Consider the following 17,602-nt stretch of genomic DNA (forward strand, 5'->3'; position numbering starts at 1 on the left):
TCTACTTCACCAGCCGGAACTTGCCGCCCTCGACCTTGATCAGGAACGCCGAACGCTCGTCATAGCCGTTGTGATCGGTCGGGCTCATGGTCGAGAGGCCGTTGTTCAGGTAGACGTCCTTGCCGCGCTCGAGCTCGTCGCGCAGCGCGGCGCGGAATTCCGCCGTGCCTGGCTTTGCGGTCTTCAGCGCATTCGCGGCTGCCCGCTTGAACAGCGTGACGGCGTCCCACAGATGGGCGCCGAAGATGTTCGGCTTTTGCCCGTTGGCCTTTTCGTAGGACGACACGAACTCGTCGCGCACCTGGCGGAACGGATCGTTCGCCGGCAGATCGTCGGCGATGGTGAAGGCTTCGCCGGTGAAGATCGCGCCCTCGACATTGGCGCCGCCGAGCTTGATGAATTCCTCCGACGCCACGCCGTGGGTCTGGAAGATCTTGCCGGCATAGCCGCGGCTGCGCAGCGCCTCCTGCGGCAGCACGGCGGGCGTGCCGGCGGAGGCGATGAACACCGCTTCCGGATTGGTCGCGATCACCTTCAGCGCCTGGCCCATCGCGCTGGTGTCGGCGCGCGCATAGACCTCATGCGTCGTCACGGTGAGGCCGAGCTGAGGGGCAAGCCGCGACACCTCCTTGTAATAGCCCTCGCCATAGCCGTCGGAGACGCCGATATAGCCGAGCGTCTTGATGCCGGACTTGGCGATGTATTTCAGGATCGCCGCCGCCATCAGGTCGTCATTGGGCACCACCTTGAACGCCCAGCGGCGGCGGTCGTCCATCGGTTGCACGATCGCGGTCGCCGCCGCGAGCGAGATGATCGGCGTCTTGCTCTCCACGGCGACGTCGAGCATCGGCATGGTCACCGGGGTGAGCGAGGAGCCGATCAGGATATCGACGCCGTCCTGGATCACGAGGCGCCGGGCATTCTGCGTACCCTTGGTCGGATCGGACTCGTCGTCGAGCGCGATATAGGTGACCTTCTCGCCGCCGATCTCCTTCGGCAGCGCGGCGATGGTGCGCATCTGCGGCTGGCCGAGCGCCGAGCCCGGTCCGGATCCGGACACCACGACGCCGACCTTGATGTCGGCACGCGCGCCCGGCGCAATCAGGATCGCGCTCGCAAATGTCAACAGTCCGGCCATGGCCAGCTTCATTGCAACTCCTCCCAGCAGGTTCTTTTTATCTGCGGCCGATGATAGCGGACCGCCGTCCGGTCGCGCATCATATTGATTCCGCCCGATCCGTCTGTCCCCCTGATTGGGGACATTGGGCGGCGCTGGGCAGGGTCTGCGCCTCCTTGAGTTCTGCCCTGATCGGCTGAGATGCCGGAACGGGGAACGGGGATGGCGAGGCCGACATCGTCCGGAGCTCTTGAACGGGCTCCGCCCGTCCTCAACCTCGCGTTTACCAATCCCTTAAAGGCCGTGAGAACCAGTTTCCCTAATCGGGCGGCAACGACCTGCTGTTATTGAAGGACAGGAAAAGGGAGTACGAACCATGTTCAGCATTGTTCGGATCCTCGTCTTGATCGCATGTGCACATGCGGGATCCGTGGTTGCGGAAGTGCAGTGGGACGGCGCGCAGTCATCGCCGGCGGTCCACGTCCATGATTGAGCCTCATCCGATTGCGTCCGAGCACGCGCGCGCCATCTGCGAAGAGATTGGCGAACGGCTGCGCCATGCCCTGCGCGGCGATTACGCCGATCTGCCGCCAAGGCTGCGCGAGCTGGTCAACGAGCTCGCTCTGCAGGATTGTGAAGCGCCGCCGCTGGTGCCCACGATGGCGGAGATGACGAGACCGCTGGTCGTCGCGGCCTAGGTCATCGCCTCACGACGATCTGCCGATCCGCCGGCGTGCCCTTCGAGAGCGATAATCAATGCACGGAAATCGGACTGAATAACGGTTGGAGAAGCGGTGAAGTCTCCGCTTATTGCACCAGCCTTGCTTTGAAGTAGGGAACAGAAGCCCGCTTACACGTTCTTCGCGACCTTCCGCGTCCGCGTTGGTCCGGCGCCGGCGATCGTCGGCTTGATATTCCATACCGCGCGCACGCTTGCGAAGGCATGGGCGATCACCGGCTCCTGGCGGCGGGCGGCAAGGCTGGCGAAGGAGAGATCGCAGGTCAGCTTCACCTTGTCGGCGACCACGAACTGATGCGGCCGCGCCATCCGCGGCGCCAGCACGTTGTCGCGTGCGAGGCTGAGGCAGAGGCCGGATTCGACGAAGTCGATCATTGCCTCTTCCTGGTCGGTGTAGCCGATCCGCTTCGGCAATGCGCCGAGCGGGCGGAAGATGTCGTCGAGCAGCCGCCGGTGGCCGGAGTGCGGCGGTGTCGCGAGCCAGGGCAGCTCGGCGAGCTCGGCCCAGCCCTTGCCCATCACCCGGTCGCGCCAGGCGATCGGTGCGATCACCCGGTAGTCGTAGCAAAGCAGCGGGGCGAGCTGGTAGCGGCCGTCCACGATGGTCCGTTCGGTGAAGCTGTGATGGACGAGCTGGTCCTGAGGCGTGGCGTCGACATAGTAGCCGACGTCGAGTTCGCCGCGCCCGATCTGCGCCAGCACGTCGTCGCTCACGCCATGGCGCAGGAAGACTTCGGTGCGCTGAGAGGACATCGCAAGGCTGCGCACGAACGGTCCGAGCCGGGTGAATTCGGGGTCGAGGATGGTGCCGACGCGCAGCGTGCCGCGCTGTGCCTCGTTCAGCGAGTCCGCCATCGCCTTGAAATCGGAGGCGGCCGCGACCGCCCGGTGCGCCAGCGGCAGCAGCGCGGCGCCGGCCTCGGTCAGGGTGAATCCGGCAGGTGTGCGGTTGAACAGCTGCAGCCCGGTGCTTTCCTCGAGTGCCTTCAGCTGCAGGCTGACCGCGGGCTGGGTCAGTTTCAGCATCGCCGCTGCGCGCGATACCGTGCCCTCACGGGCAACCGTGATGAAGCAACGCAAGGCCTGGGTACGGGGAAGCTCGATCATCGCACGTGCTTATAGCACACTTTTTTTGCGCGCATCCGACCTGCGTCGTGCATTGTCATACGATTATAATACAACCAATGCGAGAAGTCAGGACGGCCGCCACGCGATCGTGCCTTCGGTGCGCGCGCGGACCTCGGGCGAAGCAAGGCAGGTCGCGACCGCTTCATAGCCCGCCGCGCCCGGGACGGGCGTAACGCAGATCGGCCGGCTGTGATTGGCGGGGCACAGGATGATCGCTTCATCGTCTCCGACCGCGTCGAGATCCAGGATCGCGTTGGAGCGAGTGAGGAAGAATAGCGGCCGGGCCTCGGGTCCGCGGCGGCGCAGATGCGCGATGACGGCTTCCTGGCTCGCCGCATCGAGCCCTTGCTCGAGCATGTCGATCACGAGGATCGCGTCGTCGCCGGCCTCGAGCGCCGCGAGCAGGGCAGTCAGAGCCGGCGAGTCCACGGCGCCGTCGGCCAGCAGGGTGGCAAGGCTCGCCGCGACCCTGGCGTCGTGCGCCGGATCGGCATCGAGGCGCGCCCGCACGGCCGCGCCGCCGTCGGCCGCGCGGTCCAGCCCGACGAAGCTGGCGCCGGGCAGGGCTTCGGCGAGCCGTTGCGCAAGGCGCGTCTTGCCGCTGCCGAGCGGGCCGACGATATAGTTCAGCCGTTTGATGTCGCGCAGCTCGAAGCGCTCGCCGCCCCACGGCCACGGCAGATCGAACGCGACGCCGATCGCCGGCCGCGTCCGGACCGCACCGATGATGTCACCGGTCGCGGGCATCCTGCCGCCGCCGAGGTCGGCGCGCAGCCGGCGCAGTTTGGCGATGCTGTCGCCGCATTGGCGGATGCGCGCTTCGAGCGTGGCCTCGTGCGCGGCCAGCACGCGGCCGAGGATGACGGCGTCGCCGTTCAGGATCCGCGCCACTTCACCGACGCTGAGGCCGAGCGCGCGCAGCTCGACGATCTCGGCGCCGCGCGCCATCTCGGCCGGACCATAGGCGCGCCATCCCGCCGGCGTGCGGCCGGGTGCGATCAGGCCGCGCTCCTCGTACAGGCGCAACGCTTTCGCGGAGATGCCGAGCTGCCTCGCAGCTTCGGACGGGCTGAGGAAACGGGCGGCAGCAGCATTCATCGAATCACCTCGCGTCGTCTGACCGCGCCTCTATGGAGGCGGCCGCAGGGGCAAGGTCAAGCGGGGAGGACGGTGATTCCGTGTCCTGGGTGTGAGCAGCGAGGTGAGCACGCCGGTCAGGCTCACCCGCATGCGCGGGTGATGACGCCGAACCAGCTGCTTGACGGTGGAATCGAGGACCATCCTCATCGTCGTCCTGGCCTAGTGCGCACTTGCGCACGGGGACCAGGACCCATTACCCCAAATCTCAATCGCTGCGCGACGCTGGAGCCACGATCCCGTTCACAATCGAATGCGGTGGTTATGGGTCCTGGCTTTCGCCAGGACGACGATTGGGGAGATCGCACGCTCATGTCGCGAGAACGCGAATGCATGATTCACAAGTCGCGCAACAAATTCAGTGTCGTCCCTGCCTAGTGCGCAATTGCGCACGGGAGCAGGGACCCATAACCACAAATGTTGATTGTTATGCACCGCTGGAACGACAAGTCCCGTCAACAACATCTGCCGCGGAGTATGGGTCCCGGCCTGCGCCGGGACGACGGCGGTATGTGTCGCGAGCGCCTGCGCTCATCGCCCACCCTCACTCCAGATGGTTCACCTTCGCCACCCAGGCGCGGACGTCGGCGAGGACGGCGGGCAGCACGGTCTTGACCTCCTGCACGGTCATGCCGGGCTTGATGCGGGGGTCGTAGAGCAGGTTGAGCAGATATTGGTCGTAGACGTCGAAATAGCCCATCGAGACGTTGTCGTTGAACATGGTCCAGGGCACGGTGGCGGTGTCGTTGATCGGGCCGAGCGACTGCAACAGCTCCTCATAGGCGCAGTCGAGGAAGACGAAATCGCCGTTGTCGACGGTGAGGATCACGTCGGAATGCTCGATCTCGTAGTTCTCGTTCTTGCGGAAGCCGGACAGGCATTGCGGGTCGAGCGAGGAGCGGATCTCCCTGGCGCGCTCCTGGCCGTAGAAGGTCGCGATCGTGCGGTACAGCTCGCGGTCGCGCACCAGCTTGACCACGACATTGGCCGCTTCGTTGTTCTCGGTCATCGCGATGTCGAGATGCTGCACCTTGCTGCGGATGTCGGCGACGACCCTGGCGAGCTGGGCCTTGCGGTCGGCGCGGCTGCCGTCGGCGAACACGCGCACCGGACTGTCGTACTTGCGGATGCGGTCGACCCGTCCGGCGAGATGATATTCGGCGCCGAACGCGGTTTTCAGAAAGCCCTCGACGATCTCGGCGTCGGTGAAGACCTTCTTCTCGTTGCGCTGGCGCGCGGCGATCGCCGGTACCTCGGTGGCGGCCGCGGGCAGCGCGGCATCAGCGAGGCAAGCGGCGAGCGTTGCGGCGAGAAGGACGAGGATCGAAGGACAGTGCTCGGGCATTGTGACAACGCTGCCGCAAGGTTTGCGGCAGCGCAAGGAGGGATCAAGGCGGCGGGATCAGCGATCTTGCCGAATGGCGGCGCCTGGTTCCGTTGAAATCGACGCGATCAGTTGTTCTTCACCACCACGGTGGTGCCGACCGAGACCCGACCATAGAGGTCGGTGACGTCGTCGTTGGTCATGCGGAAGCAGCCCGACGAGACGGCCTGGCCGATCGTCTCCGGTTCGTTCGAGCCGTGGATGCGGTAGAGCGTCGAGCCGAGATACATCGCGCGCGCGCCGAGCGGGTTCTCGATACCGCCGTTCATGTGGCGCGGCAGATCGGGGCGGCGGCGCAGCATCTGCGACGGCGGCGTCCAGGACGGCCATTCCTTCTTTGCGGAGATGCGGTGGACACCGCTCCAGCGGAAGCCGTCGCGGCCGACGCCGATGCCGTAGCGCAGCGCCTGGCCGTTCGCCAGCACCAGATAGAGCCGGCGCTCGGCGGTGTTCACCACGACGGTGCCGGGGGCGTAGTTGGTCGGGTAGTTGACGGTGGTGCGTGGGATCGGGCTTGCGCCTCCGCCGCCGAAGAAACTCGGGGCTTCGGACTGATAGCCGCGAGAGTCGAAGAACTGGGCGTGGGCCTGGCCGGCACCTGCCAGGATCGTGAGCGCGGCAAACATCAAGGCAATCGGGCGCATGGTCGTCGTCCTCGCGAACAATCAAATATGTAGTCAGAGAGGCCACAATTGCCGGCGTTTCGCAAGCGACGAAGCCGTGACCTCAGGCATTTTCGAACAACACGGTTTAAAAAGGCAACAGATCGGAAGCGATACCTGCATTGTCCGGCCAAGCCTTTGACGAAGCGGCTGAAGAATGGTTGATCTGGAGCGTTTTCAAGCGAAGTGGGTACCGGTTCGCGTCAAGAAAACGCGACCAAACAAAAGCTGGAGCGTTTTCGAGCGAAGTGGCTACCGGTTCGCGTCAAGAAAATGCGACCAAACAAAAGGATACGAGCATGATCCGATTCAATCGGATCGGATCATGCTCTGAGCGACCTCAAGAACATCTCGAAACGGGAGCGAGAGCATGAATGGTGCGGAAAGTCTGGTGCGGACATTGGTCGCAGGCGGCGTGGATGTCTGTTTTACCAATCCCGGCACCTCGGAGATGCATTTCGTCGCGGCGCTGGACAAGGTCCCGGGCATGCGCTGCGTGCTCGGTCTGTTCGAAGGCGTGGTGACCGGTGCGGCCGACGGTTATTTCCGCATGAAGGGAACGCCGGCCTCGACGCTGCTGCATCTCGGGCCTGGCCTCGCCAACGGCCTTGCCAATCTGCACAACGCCAAGAAGGCGCATTCCGGCATCGTCAACATCGTCGGTCAGCATGCCACCTACCACATCGGCTACAATGCGCCGCTGACGTCAGACATCGAGGGCCTGGCGCGGCCGATGTCGTCCTGGGTGCGCACCTCGCCGGATGCCAAGTCGGTTGCGGCCGACGGCGCGGCCGCGATCGCCGCCGCCAGGAGCGCGCCGCCGCAGATCGCAACCCTGATCCTGCCGGCCGACACCGCCTGGAACGAAGCCGACGGCCTCGCCGAGGTGCCCGTGGACACGCAGCGCCCGAGCTATTCGCCGCAGGCGGTCGATACCGCGGCGAAGATCCTGCACGGTGATGCCGCGCATACGCTGCTGCTCGTCACCGGCAGCGCGCTGACCGAGCACGGGCTGGCGCTGGCCGAGCGCATCGCCGGCAAGACCGGCTGCACGGTGATGGGCCAGACCTATCACCCGCGCATGGCGCGCGGCCGCGGCCGCTTCTCGATCAACCGCATTCCCTATGTGATCGAGCAGGCGTTGCCGATCCTGAAGAATTTCCGTCACATCGTGCTGGTCGAGGCCAACGATCCCGTGGCGTTCTTCGCCTATCCGAACAAGCCGAGCATGCTGAAGGCCGAAGGCTGCGAGGTGCATCGCATGACCGCCTGGGGCGAGAATTCGGTCGCGGCGCTCGAGGCGCTCGCGGGTGCGCTGCATGCGACCGCGCAGGACGTCAAGCCGCAGCAATCGCAGGAACTGGTCAAGCCGACCGGCGCGCTCGACCACGCCACGATCGCGCAGGCGATTGCGTGCGCGATCCCCGAGAACGCCATCATGGTCGACGAATCCGTCACCACGGGCCGCGGCTTCTTCCCGCCGACGGCAGCGGCCGCGCCGCATGACTGGCTGCAGAACATGGGCGGCTCGATCGGCTTCTCGACGCCGGTGGCAACCGGCGCCGCGGTCGCCTGTCCGGACCGCAAGGTGATCTGCATGGTCGGCGACGGCAGCGCGATGTACACGATCCAGTCGCTGTGGACCCAGGCGCGCGAAGGGCTCAACGTCGTGACCATCGTGTTCGCCAACCGCATCTATCAGATCCTGCGCGGCGAGTTTGACGGCGTCGGCGCCGGCGAGCCGGGCAAGCGGGCTCAGGACATGCTGAAGATCGATCGGCCGACGCTCGACTTCGTCGCGCTCGCCAGGGGCATGGGGGTGCCGGGCAGGGCGGTGACGACCGCCGACGAGTTCAACAAGGCGCTCGCGGAAGCCGTCGCCGAACCGGGACCGCGGCTGATCGAAGTGCAGATGTAGGGGCGTAGCTGAAAGGCCGCGGCGGCGGCCCAGTCCAGTCGGAGGCGTCGATGCAGACCGAGCTGAACAAGGTGATTGCCGCCGTGGAGGAATTCTATGCGCAGGAGATGTTCCTGCTGGAGCGCGATCTCGGCGAGCGAACGCTCACTCACCGGCTGGCGGTCTATGTCGAGCGGCAATTTTCCGGCTGGCAGGTCGATTGCAACTACGACCGGCTCGGCGAGCGCACGCTGCGGCTGCCGCGCGGCTCGGGGAGTTCGACCGACGACCATCTCGGCAAGTCGATCTATCCCGATATCGTCGTGCATCAGCGCGACATCCCGAACAATCTCCTGGCCATCGAACTGCGCAAGGACAGCAATCACCAGCCGATCGAGCACGATCAGCGCAAGCTGCAGGCGTTGACCGATCCGAATGTCTGGTTTGCCTATGCGATGGGCGTGCTGGTGATCGTCGGACGAAGCGGGGTGAGCTTTTCCGAGGTCTATGCCGGCGGAGCCATCGATAGCGCGACATCGCTCTGGTTTGCCGAGCGGCTACGCGAGAGCGGGCTCGCGAACAGGCGCGACAATGGCGCTCCGCATTAAGTCTATCGATGAATCTTTCCTCGCGTTTGCAGTGATAGCCCGTTTGGATCATGCGTGGCCCCTGCACGCGCGGCACAACAGAAGGCGCGGGAGGTGGAGCAATTCCTGGAGCTGGTGGTCAATTTTCAGAACGATCCGATGGCGGTGCGGATTATCAGCTTCGCAACTCTTTCGCTCCCCCTCCCGCACTTGAATTCGCTGGCTCGACTTTCGCTGGTCCAGCTTGCACTGATCCAACTTCCACTGCCCCAACTTCCAACGCCCCAACTTCCACTGCCCGAGGTGGTCGGCGCACTTGATTGCGACGCGACGGGCCGAAGCAACATCCGCACCGAGACAGTAAAAAGGCCGCCTTCGGGCGGCCTTTTCCGTGATCGCCAAGTCCGTGATCGCCAGTTGGATCACTGAGCGCGATTGTTTCTGTTTATTGCTTGGTGGCATCGCTGCCGGTCGTGGCGGCACCGGTCTTGGCACTCGATTTCTTGGCGGTCTTCTTCGCTTTCTTCTTCGGCGCCTTGGCCGCCTCGCCCTTGGTCGCGGTGTCGCCGCTTTGCGCGGCGGGGGCCGGGCTGCCGCCCGCCTTGTCCTGCGCGAGCGCGGTGGACGAGACGAAGGCAAGGGCGGTGGCGGCGAGGATCAGAGTTCGCATCGGATGTTCTCCCAAGTTGGTTTCCGGCGAGCCTCAACGGGACAGAATGTCGCAGGGTTCCGCGACGCCGATCAGCAGTCCGTGAGCTGTGCGTGAACGGGATCGCCGCCGCGGAACCGGGAACCGGGCGCCGCGTTGTCTGGCCGGGCAGGAGTTCCGAGGAGAGACGCCATGCGGTGGCGGTCAATGACGGAAACCACCAATACGATGCTCGACACCGCCCCCGAGGATACCTTCTACGCGGCGGGCTGGACCATCAGCGGCGTGGCGACGCTGGCCACCATCGTCGCGATCTGGATGTTCGGGATCTGAGAGCGAACGATCCACGACAAGGCGACCGGTGCGCTATCGCCGGCGGCCGGGCCGCGGTCTGGGTCGTCCGCTACTTCCGCAGAATTGCCAGCGCTTCCCGATAGAGCTGCGAGAAACAGACCAGGAGCGCGCTCGACAGCAGGAACATCGCCAGGCTGTCATAGTCGCCGGCCGTCGGCCAGCCGAACTCGAAATAGGGCGGCATGAACGCCCACCAGACGATCGGTACCGTGATGATGGTCGCAAAGGCGCCGGCGGGCGCGCCGCCCATCAGGCCGGCGATCAGGATCGCCGGCACGAAGCCCGCGAAATAGAATTGCATGCCGAAGCTCGCGAACATCTCCTGGGTCGCGGTGGCCAGCACCACCGCAAGCACGGCGACGACGAATGTCGACAACGACCAAGGCCGCAGCTTCAAAATGTAGTCGTTGCCCTTGCGCATCCAGACTCCCGGCCCCCGCGAGTTCCGGGAAGGTAGCCGAGCAGGCCTGCAAACAAAACCCCGTACGATTCCGAGGGGCAGGGTTGTGCTCGATACAGTGAAAAGGAACCGGCCCGGTCAAGCCGCCGCCGCATTGTCGCGCATATTGCATTGCGGCACGGTGATTGGGGGCAACACGATGCTCGAGCTTCTGATTGTCGCTATCGTCGCCGGGATCGGTTTCATCTCGGGGTACGGCGCACGCGAGCTGATCTCGCGCCGGCGGCGGCGATCCGCCCCGCGCGCTCACGTTCGTGCGCCGCAGGTTCGCGCCGCGAATGACGACAGCTCCGCCTCCGGCTGGTATCGGCGGACCGGCACGCAGCACGCCGATCACGCCATCCCGCCACCCGACGAACTCGACGGCGCCGTTCGCGACCTGCTCGGCGAACTCAGCCGGCGCGCCGCTCCGCCGGGTAGCTCGCGGGCGCCCAGTGATCTGCCCAAGGGCGGGCCGCTTCGAGCTGATAGGCCAGGCTGAACAAAGTGGCCTCCGCGCCCGCGCGCGCGGCGAAGTGGGAGCCAATGGGCAGGTTGTTGGCGCTCCAGTACAGGGGAATGCTCATCGCTGGTATTCCCGCCGCGTTGATCAGCGGCGTAAAATCCGAATTATCGACGACGCGCTCGAACAGAATGTCGAACGGCAGGTCTGTGGCGTGCTCGCCCAGAAGTTTCGGCGGATGACGCGCCACTGGCGACAGCAGCACATCGTAGGTTTCGAAAAATGCGTCCAAGGCCCGGCTGGCTTGCGTCAACTGAGCGACCGCACCAGCAATCCGATCCGGCAAAAGCGCCGCCCCTCGGCCTGCGAGCCCCAGCGTCCAGGGCTCAAAATTTTCCCTGTCGGCGTCGCATCCGATCCATGCGCATATTCCTTGGACTGCGCTCGCGGCCAGCACCATCCATGCGTCGAGGAAGGCCTCGATCGCTGCCTGGCCGGGAAATGGCCACTTCGTGGGCTCCACATGGTGGCCCAAGCTTTCGCAAAGTCGCGAGGTGGAGACCAGTGCGTCGTCCACATCGGTGGCGGCGCCGTTGCCACTGAAGCCCTCCCGTATCAGACCTATGCGAAGTGGTTTGCTGACTGGATCGCGCACGAACCCCAGCGGACCAAGTTTGGTGTCCGGGTCTTCCGTGAGGCTAAGCATGAGCGCACTATCGCGCACCGATCGGGTAAGGACATGATTGACGGCGACGTCGGGCAGGTCGAACGGCATGGGAGGGGCGCCATCGCTTCGATTGCGGCCACGGCTGGGCTTAAGGCCAAAGACGCCGTTGTGGCACGCCGGATGACGGATTGATCCGCCCCCATCGCTGGCATGCGCTATCGGAGTCATCCCGGCTGCGACCGCCGCTCCAGCCCCTCCTGAAGACCCGCCGGGTGAGCGCGCGAGGTCCCACGGATTGTGGGTCGGACCGAACAGTTTGGGCTCGGTCGCGTCGATCAGCGCGAACTCGGGCGTATTTGTGCGTCCGACCGTGACCAGGCCGACAGCCTGCAGCGCTAGCGCGTAGGGGGAACTGGTCGGCGGGACAAAGTCGGCTAGTGCTCGGCATCCAAACGTGTTCGGCGTGCCCGCCACGGACAGTACATCCTTGATCAGAAACGGAACACCGGCGAAAGGACCGGACAAGGCGGGGCTTGCAGCGCGCTCGCGCGCTTGAGCGTAGAGCTTGTGAGTGACCGCGTTGAGCGCTGGGTTGGTCGTCTCGATCCTTGCGATGGCGGCTTCAACAAGCTCGCTTGCGCTGATCTCGCCGGATCGAACCAGATCGGCTTGGGCGATAGCGTCGAGCCTGGCGAGCGCGTCATTTCCGCCCGAGTGAACTTGGGTCTGCGACATGCGTGCCCACTCAATGTTCCTGACTGAGGCAGTTCACACTATCGGCGGGCGCGGGGCGTGGGCAAGCCCGAGTTGGCGGAATGGTCAAATGGCCGCTTGCCCGTTAAGCAACCCGGCGCGCAGCCCGCTCTTCATCGGCAACCAAGCCCGCCTCGCGCTCGGCTGTCTTCAATGCCTTCCGCCATGTTGGGAGGAATGACCTGTCGTCATATCCTCAGTAGCTCCAGGAGGCTCACAACATGACGCGAATTGCGAGCTGCCAATGTGGACAGCTGAGTTTAACGGTAGAGGGTGACCCTGCTTTGGTTTCAGTGTGCAATTGCACGCGATGCCAAAAGCGCTCCGGGAGCGCGTTCGCGCTTTCGTCAAGATGGAACGCCGACCAAGTGACGAATCGTTCCGGCGACGGCCTCACCTATAGTCGGACGGGTACTTCGGGCAAGGCCGTCAAATTCTTGTTCTGTCCCGTATGTGGATCGACAGTGAGCACCAGTCTTGAGCTCTTACCAGATGTCATCGGTATTCCGGTTGGATGCTTCGCCGACCCAGACTTTCCCGCGCCGAAGGTGGCGGCTTGGTGCGAGACAAAGCTTGAGTGGGTTCGGTTTCCTGATGGACTTCTACTTTTGCGCGACCAGAGCCAGCCAATGGAGCCCGAATAGACCTGGCCTGAATAACTTGGCTCGCGTGGCGTAACCCATTGATCCGGCGTGCGTCGGCTACTTTGCATGGGGTTGTTTTCGACATTTTTGATGAGGCGGTGCCGAAGGGCACCAGAATGTCGACAATCGTCCGCCCCGGCGGTTCCGAAGGGGGATGGTGGACGCACAAGGGATCGAACCTTGGACCTCTCCCGTGTGAAGGGAACGCTCTCCCGCTGAGCTATGCGTCCGGGATGTGACGTGCCAAAGGCCGCTGGTCGGCGGCCGGTCGAGTGCGGCGCTTCGTCAGAGCGTGCGATTTACGAAGTGCCGGGTAGGGGTGTCAAGCCAAACCCTGCGGGAATCATGCCCCTTGCTGGCGGGCGCGGGAGGCGTGTGACTGCAGCGCCCGGATGCGCTCGGCGAGCGTGCCGCCGCCCTCGGGCATCCCGCTGCCCGGCGAGACGCCGTTGGCGGGCTTGGCCGCCGCCTTGCCCGGCACCGTCGGCTCCGCCGCCAGCATGGCCTCGATCGCCGAATTCGGGCCCTCGAGCTGGATCGCGAGCTTGGCCACCTCGGCGGCAATGTCGTTGATGCGCTCGCGCAGCAGCGCATTCTCCATCCGCTCGGTCGCCCAGGAGCTCTCGGCCTGCTGCTGGATCGCATTGATGTCGCGCTGCAGCTTGCCGCGCTCGTCACTGACCGTGCGCAGCTGCTCCTCGACTTGAGTTTTCTCCTGGCGCAGCTTGTCGAGCGCGGAGGATTTGCCGCCGCCCACTGCTGCGATCTCCTCGCGCAGCTCCTGCACCGTCCGCTCGGCGGCGGCGTTGGCCTGCTTCAACTGGCCGTTCTCGAATTCGCGCTCGGCAAGCAGCTTGCCCTGGGTCGCAAGCCGCGTCTCAAGGTCGTTGACCCGGTTGCCGAGCAGCTCGGCTTCCTTGACCTGGGCGACGAGCTGGCGGTCGAGATCGGTGACGCGCTGGCTCAGATTCTCGACCCGGCCGCGCGCGTCGGTGAGATCGCGCGTTGCAGTTTCCGACTGGTTGCGCTCCTGGGCGAGGCGGGCTTCGGTTGCCGCGAATTCTCTGGCGGCATCGCCGACCCGGTTCTTCAGCTCCTCGACCTGGGTCCGCACCGCGACCAGTTCGATCTGGCGGCTGTCGGCGGTCATCGCGCGGTCGTTGAGCTCGGCGTTGATCTTGCCGAGCTCGCCCTGCTTGTCGGTCAGCGCCTGCTCGGCGTTGCGCAACAGCTCGGTCTTGGCCGAGAACTCTTCCTCGGTGGCGCGAAGCTGATCCTTCATCGCCTTCTCGCGCGCCTCCAGCGCGAAGATCGCGGCGTTCTTCTCGCCGAGCTCGATCTTCATGCGGTTGATCGCATCGGTCTTCTTGCCGAGCTCGGCGAGCTGGCTCGTGGTCTTGCTCTTGAGCTGGTCGACGCTCATCTCGAGCCGGCGGGCCGACATGGCGAATTCGGCGCGGAGCTGGTCCTTGTCGGCCTGGATCTCGGCCATCGACAGCGGGGTGGCCGCCTCCATGCGGCGCGTGGTCAGCCGCACCGCCCGGTTATGCACCAGCGGAACGATCATCAGGCCGCACAGCATCGAGATCAGGAAACCGATCGCCGCGTACATGATCGGCTCGATCATGAAGGGTCACTCCAAGAAAAGAAGGAATTTGTTAATCACAATGCCACGGCGGGCCGGCCAAAGGCCAGCCCGATTGCCGCGTTAACCTGAATTGCTAACCGTGCCGGAGCGCCGGTCTCATCGCCCGATCAGGGCTGCGACCTCGCGCTTCGTTCCGACTGAATCGGAACGAAGCTCTGGATTCTGTCCTGACGCGTTTTCTTGATGCGAGCCGGCGTCCGCTCGGCTGGAAACGCTCTAGAACGGGTTCCAGGTCGCGCGCGGGGTGAATTTGAGATAGCCGACGCTGGCGCCGAGCCGCAAGCCGATGCCCGAGCGAATCGGGACCAGCACGATGTTGTTGGCGGTCAGCGCCGTCATGCCGAAGCCGCCGACGATATAGGCCGAGCCGTCAATGCCGACGAAGCGCTGATAGATCGCCTGGGTCGAAGGCAGGTTGTAGACCAGCGTCATGGTCCTCGCGCCGTCGCCGCCCCAGTCGAAGCCGACCGAGGGACCCTGCCAGTAGACCCTGAGGTCGCCGGCGTTCTTGGTGTAGAGCGTGCCTTCGCCATAGCGCAGCCCGGCCACGAAGGCGCCGGAGCCTTCCTCGCCGAGCACATAACCATTGGGCAGGCCCCACTGGCTGACCGCGCGCTCAATGACCGAGGCGAGTCCGCGCGAGACATTGCCGAAGAACTTGTGTCCGGCATTGACCAGTTCATCGGGCCCGTAAGTATACGGGGTCGGTTCACGCTGTGGCGGCGGATATTGCGGTGGCGGGCCCTGCTGCGCGGACGCCCCTGCGCTCCAGCACATCAGCGCGGCAAACGCGACCGCGGCAAGGCGTGATGCGAAAGTCATTAAGAACCCCTGCTATCGAAATCCGGGCGCTGCCCTTTAACCTGATGCCAACAGGCACGGCTCTAGGTTGCGCCCGGTGTCCCCTCGACTCGGATGTTATCGGTATCAACTATGACGGCACAACGGCAGGAAAGATATGGATCGTGCCGCGGGATGGCGTTTTTCGGCCTGTTGGCGGGCATTTTGGCGGCCATCTGGCCGTCCTTGCCTGTTCAGGCCACCACAACCGAGCGCGTGGTGACGAACCGCTACTCCGGATTGGCGATCGAGGGATTCGATCCCGTCGCTTATTTCACGGACGCCGCCGCCACCCAGGGGCGGCCGGAATTCGAGGCCGCAGAGAACGGCGTGGTCTGGCGTTTCCGCAACGAGGGCAACCGCGCCTCGTTCGTGGCGCATCCCGAAATCTATGGCCCGCAATTCGGCGGTTACGATCCGACCGATCTGGTGCGGGGAGTCACCTGTGCGGGCAATCCGCGATTCTGGGCCGTCGTCGGGAACAGGCTTTACCTGTTCAACCGGGAACGCAGCCGTGACGCGTTCGCCGCCGATCCCGCGCGCTTTTTGAAGGAAGCCGCGGCGCGTTGGCCGGAGCTGGAAGACAATCTCGCGCAGTGATCACGGCGCCGCGGCCGGGTCGCCCCAGGCAATGAATTCCGACACCAGAAAGTCTTCGCGGCCGAGCCCGAAATGCAACGGGCTGCCGTTCGAATCGGTGACCTTGCCGCCGGCCGCAACGACGACCGCGTGACCGGCCGCCACGTCCCATTCGGATGTCGGCGACAGGCGGGGATAGATATCGACTTCGCCCTCGGCGACACGGCCGAATTTGACCGCCGAGCCCAGCACGGCGCGGACCGCGCCGCCGCGCGCGTCGATGAAGGCTTCGGTGCGCGCATCGCCATGCGAGCGGCTCACGGCCACCGTCCATGGCGCGCCGCGCGGCGGGCAGGGACGGGTCTTGATCGGCACCGCCTGCGAAACCGCGCCGCCCTGCAGCGTCAACCGCTCCGCGCCCTTGCCGACGATGCCGCGCCAGATCAGGCCGAGCGCCGGTGCGCCGACGATGCCGAGCAGCGGCACGCCTTGCGTGACCAGCGCCACATTGACGGTGAATTCATTGCGGCCGGCAACGAACTCCTTGGTGCCGTCGAGCGGATCGATCAGGAAGAAACTGTCCTTGTAAGGCGGCGTCGCCAGATGGACGCGCTCCTCCGACAGCAGCGACACCTGCGGCGCGAGCCGCGTCAGGCCTTCGACGATGATGTGGTCGGCGGCGAGATCGGCCTCGGTGACCGGCGACCCGTCGCTCTTGCCGGTCACATTCATCGCGGAACGATTGACGGCAAGAATTGCCTCGCCGGCGCGGATCACCAGTTCGGTCAGTGATTCGAGCAGCGTGGCGGCGGTCTCGCAGCCGATCAGGGACGGCTGTGCCTTATTCATGTGCGGGTCTCATGTCAGCGGATCGCATATCCTGTTTGTGTTCCCTGAGATCATGATGCGATGACGGAGCATCGCATCATGATCTCATCTCCTTGTTTGAGCATGATCTTTTCGGAAAACCGGTTTCCACTTTTCCGGATCATGCTTTATCAGTCCTGCCGCAAGCTGGCAGCATCCGTCTGCGCGGTGTATCAAGCCCACAGGCATGCGTGATTCGCACTCCTCGGTCGGCGTGCGGCTTTCCAGGAAACAATTGATGTCTGGCACTTCGTCTCCCGGTCCCGCTCCCGACGCGCTCGAACTCGCGGCGCTCTTGTGCTCACGGGTCTGTCACGATCTCATCAGTCCGGTCGGCGCGATCGTCAATGGGCTTGAGGTCCTTGACGACAATCCCAAGCCCGAAGATCGCGACTTCGCGCTCGATCTGATTCGCAAGAGCGCCAAGACCGCTTCGGCGCGGTTGCAGTTCTGCCGGCTGGCGTTCGGAGCGGCCGGTTCCTCCGGCGCGCAGATCGACCTCGGCGATGCCCAGAACATGGCGAAGGGGCATATCGAGGACGGCAAGGTGACGCTGACCTGGAATTTGCCGCGGCTGCTGTTGCCCAAGAACCGGGTCAAGCTGCTCTTGAACATGCTGGTCATCGCGCAGCAGACGATCCCGCGTGGCGGCACGCTGACGATCGATCCGGTCGGCGAAGGCGAGGCGATGAGCTTCCGCATCACGGCCGCGGGCCTCAATGCACGCGTGCCGCAGAACATCGTCGATCTCCTGAATGCGACCTCGCCGAACACGGTCGATGCGCATGCGGTGCAACCGCACTACACCCGCCTGCTGGCGGAAGCCTGCGGGCTGAAGGTGACGCTCGCGCTCGACGGCGACAAGGTCATCATTGCCGCGTCCTGACCGCGGCCGCGCCGATATCATTAATCAAAGGTTACGACCGGCCGCGCGATTCGATCGCGCGGCCTTATCTCTTTGTTGATCCCGTTCCTTTCCATTTGCTCAACCAAACTTAAACGCTTTGCGGAGAAGCTGACCTGAGTTCCGTCAGGCGCGTCGATGTTG

At 64.7% G+C, this 17,602-nt stretch carries 19 protein-coding genes and 1 tRNA gene; 8 read left to right on the forward strand and 12 right to left on the reverse strand.

Annotated features, from left to right (window positions below; all coding sequences use genetic code 11):
• Nucleotide 1: 1 nt before the first annotated feature.
• Nucleotides 2-1,150, reverse strand: coding sequence for an ABC transporter substrate-binding protein (locus QA635_RS11665; RefSeq protein WP_057019298.1), 1,149 nt, complete (start codon nt 1,148-1,150; stop codon nt 2-4).
• A gap of 452 nt (nt 1,151-1,602) precedes the next feature.
• Between QA635_RS11665 and QA635_RS11670 the strand changes: the two genes are divergently transcribed.
• A complete protein-coding gene (locus QA635_RS11670) occupies nt 1,603-1,815 on the forward strand; it encodes a hypothetical protein (protein ID WP_283069057.1) in 213 nt (70 codons plus the stop codon).
• Between the two features lie 152 nt (nt 1,816-1,967).
• On the opposite strand, the gene QA635_RS11675 is transcribed toward QA635_RS11670, so the two are convergent.
• The 4 genes from QA635_RS11675 to QA635_RS11690 form a co-directional block, all read right to left on the reverse strand.
• Complete coding sequence (locus QA635_RS11675) at nt 1,968-2,963, reverse strand: LysR family transcriptional regulator (protein ID WP_057019300.1); 996 nt, start codon at nt 2,961-2,963, stop codon at nt 1,968-1,970.
• Nucleotides 2,964-3,050: 87 nt separating this feature from the next.
• The gene (locus QA635_RS11680) at nt 3,051-4,082 is read right to left on the reverse strand and encodes a MerR family transcriptional regulator (RefSeq protein WP_283069059.1); all 1,032 of its coding nucleotides are present in this window, start codon (nt 4,080-4,082) and stop codon (nt 3,051-3,053) included.
• A 583-nt stretch (nt 4,083-4,665) separates the two neighbouring features.
• A complete protein-coding gene (locus QA635_RS11685) occupies nt 4,666-5,466 on the reverse strand; it encodes a DUF2927 domain-containing protein (protein WP_283069060.1) in 801 nt (266 codons plus the stop codon).
• Between the two features lie 107 nt (nt 5,467-5,573).
• Complete coding sequence (locus QA635_RS11690; protein ID WP_035633276.1) at nt 5,574-6,149, reverse strand: L,D-transpeptidase; 576 nt, start codon at nt 6,147-6,149, stop codon at nt 5,574-5,576.
• Between the two features lie 388 nt (nt 6,150-6,537).
• Between QA635_RS11690 and QA635_RS11695 the strand changes: the two genes are divergently transcribed.
• The 3 genes from QA635_RS11695 to QA635_RS11705 are packed head-to-tail and all read left to right on the forward strand — an operon-like array spanning nt 6,538 to nt 9,080.
• A complete protein-coding gene (locus QA635_RS11695) occupies nt 6,538-8,085 on the forward strand; it encodes an acetolactate synthase large subunit (protein WP_283069063.1) in 1,548 nt (515 codons plus the stop codon).
• A 50-nt stretch (nt 8,086-8,135) separates the two neighbouring features.
• Nucleotides 8,136-8,672 carry a hypothetical protein gene (locus QA635_RS11700; protein WP_283069065.1) on the forward strand — a complete coding sequence of 179 codons (537 nt, stop codon included), beginning with the start codon at nt 8,136-8,138 and terminating at the stop codon, nt 8,670-8,672.
• A gap of 54 nt (nt 8,673-8,726) precedes the next feature.
• Nucleotides 8,727-9,080, forward strand: a complete 354-nt coding sequence (locus tag QA635_RS11705; protein ID WP_283069066.1) for a hypothetical protein — start codon at nt 8,727-8,729, stop codon at nt 9,078-9,080.
• Nucleotides 9,081-9,096: 16 nt separating this feature from the next.
• On the opposite strand, the gene QA635_RS11710 is transcribed toward QA635_RS11705, so the two are convergent.
• Nucleotides 9,097-9,321 carry a hypothetical protein gene (locus tag QA635_RS11710; protein WP_283069067.1) on the reverse strand — a complete coding sequence of 75 codons (225 nt, stop codon included), beginning with the start codon at nt 9,319-9,321 and terminating at the stop codon, nt 9,097-9,099.
• Between the two features lie 171 nt (nt 9,322-9,492).
• Between QA635_RS11710 and QA635_RS11715 the strand changes: the two genes are divergently transcribed.
• Entirely contained in the window at nt 9,493-9,633 is a 141-nt protein-coding gene (locus QA635_RS11715) for a hypothetical protein (protein ID WP_283069068.1), read from the forward strand.
• Nucleotides 9,634-9,703: 70 nt separating this feature from the next.
• On the opposite strand, the gene QA635_RS11720 is transcribed toward QA635_RS11715, so the two are convergent.
• On the reverse strand, nt 9,704-10,075 hold the full coding sequence (locus QA635_RS11720; protein ID WP_283069070.1) for a DUF4118 domain-containing protein: 372 nt from the start codon (nt 10,073-10,075) through the stop codon (nt 9,704-9,706).
• Nucleotides 10,076-10,506: 431 nt separating this feature from the next.
• Nucleotides 10,507-11,958 (reverse strand): amidase, encoded by a 1,452-nt coding sequence (locus tag QA635_RS11725; protein ID WP_283069072.1) that lies wholly within the window; start codon nt 11,956-11,958, stop codon nt 10,507-10,509.
• A 239-nt stretch (nt 11,959-12,197) separates the two neighbouring features.
• Between QA635_RS11725 and QA635_RS41760 the strand changes: the two genes are divergently transcribed.
• Complete coding sequence (locus QA635_RS41760; RefSeq protein ID WP_425249146.1) at nt 12,198-12,620, forward strand: GFA family protein; 423 nt, start codon at nt 12,198-12,200, stop codon at nt 12,618-12,620.
• 155 nt (nt 12,621-12,775) lie between these two features.
• On the opposite strand, the gene QA635_RS11730 is transcribed toward QA635_RS41760, so the two are convergent.
• From QA635_RS11730 to QA635_RS11740, 3 genes are all read right to left on the reverse strand, one after another.
• Nucleotides 12,776-12,850: transfer RNA gene (locus tag QA635_RS11730), tRNA-Val, on the reverse strand.
• A 113-nt stretch (nt 12,851-12,963) separates the two neighbouring features.
• The gene (locus QA635_RS11735) at nt 12,964-14,247 is read right to left on the reverse strand and encodes a coiled-coil domain-containing protein (protein ID WP_283069074.1); all 1,284 of its coding nucleotides are present in this window, start codon (nt 14,245-14,247) and stop codon (nt 12,964-12,966) included.
• Between the two features lie 237 nt (nt 14,248-14,484).
• Entirely contained in the window at nt 14,485-15,090 is a 606-nt protein-coding gene (locus tag QA635_RS11740) for a DUF1134 domain-containing protein (RefSeq protein WP_016843676.1), read from the reverse strand.
• 153 nt (nt 15,091-15,243) lie between these two features.
• On the opposite strand from QA635_RS11740, the gene QA635_RS11745 reads away from it, so the two are divergent.
• On the forward strand, nt 15,244-15,708 hold the full coding sequence (locus QA635_RS11745) for a YHS domain-containing (seleno)protein (protein WP_076830784.1): 465 nt from the start codon (nt 15,244-15,246) through the stop codon (nt 15,706-15,708).
• Here QA635_RS11745 and cysQ read toward each other — a convergent pair whose 3' ends face one another.
• The gene (cysQ, locus tag QA635_RS11750) at nt 15,709-16,536 is read right to left on the reverse strand and encodes a 3'(2'),5'-bisphosphate nucleotidase CysQ (protein WP_283069078.1); all 828 of its coding nucleotides are present in this window, start codon (nt 16,534-16,536) and stop codon (nt 15,709-15,711) included.
• Nucleotides 16,537-16,792: 256 nt separating this feature from the next.
• Here cysQ and chpT point away from each other — a divergent pair, with 256 nt between their 5' ends.
• Nucleotides 16,793-17,440, forward strand: a complete 648-nt coding sequence (gene chpT, locus QA635_RS11755; protein WP_253591253.1) for a histidine phosphotransferase ChpT — start codon at nt 16,793-16,795, stop codon at nt 17,438-17,440.
• Nucleotides 17,441-17,602: the final 162 nt, after the last annotated feature.

Source organism: Bradyrhizobium brasilense, assembly GCF_029714345.1.
GTDB lineage: Bacteria > Pseudomonadota > Alphaproteobacteria > Rhizobiales > Xanthobacteraceae > Bradyrhizobium > Bradyrhizobium australafricanum.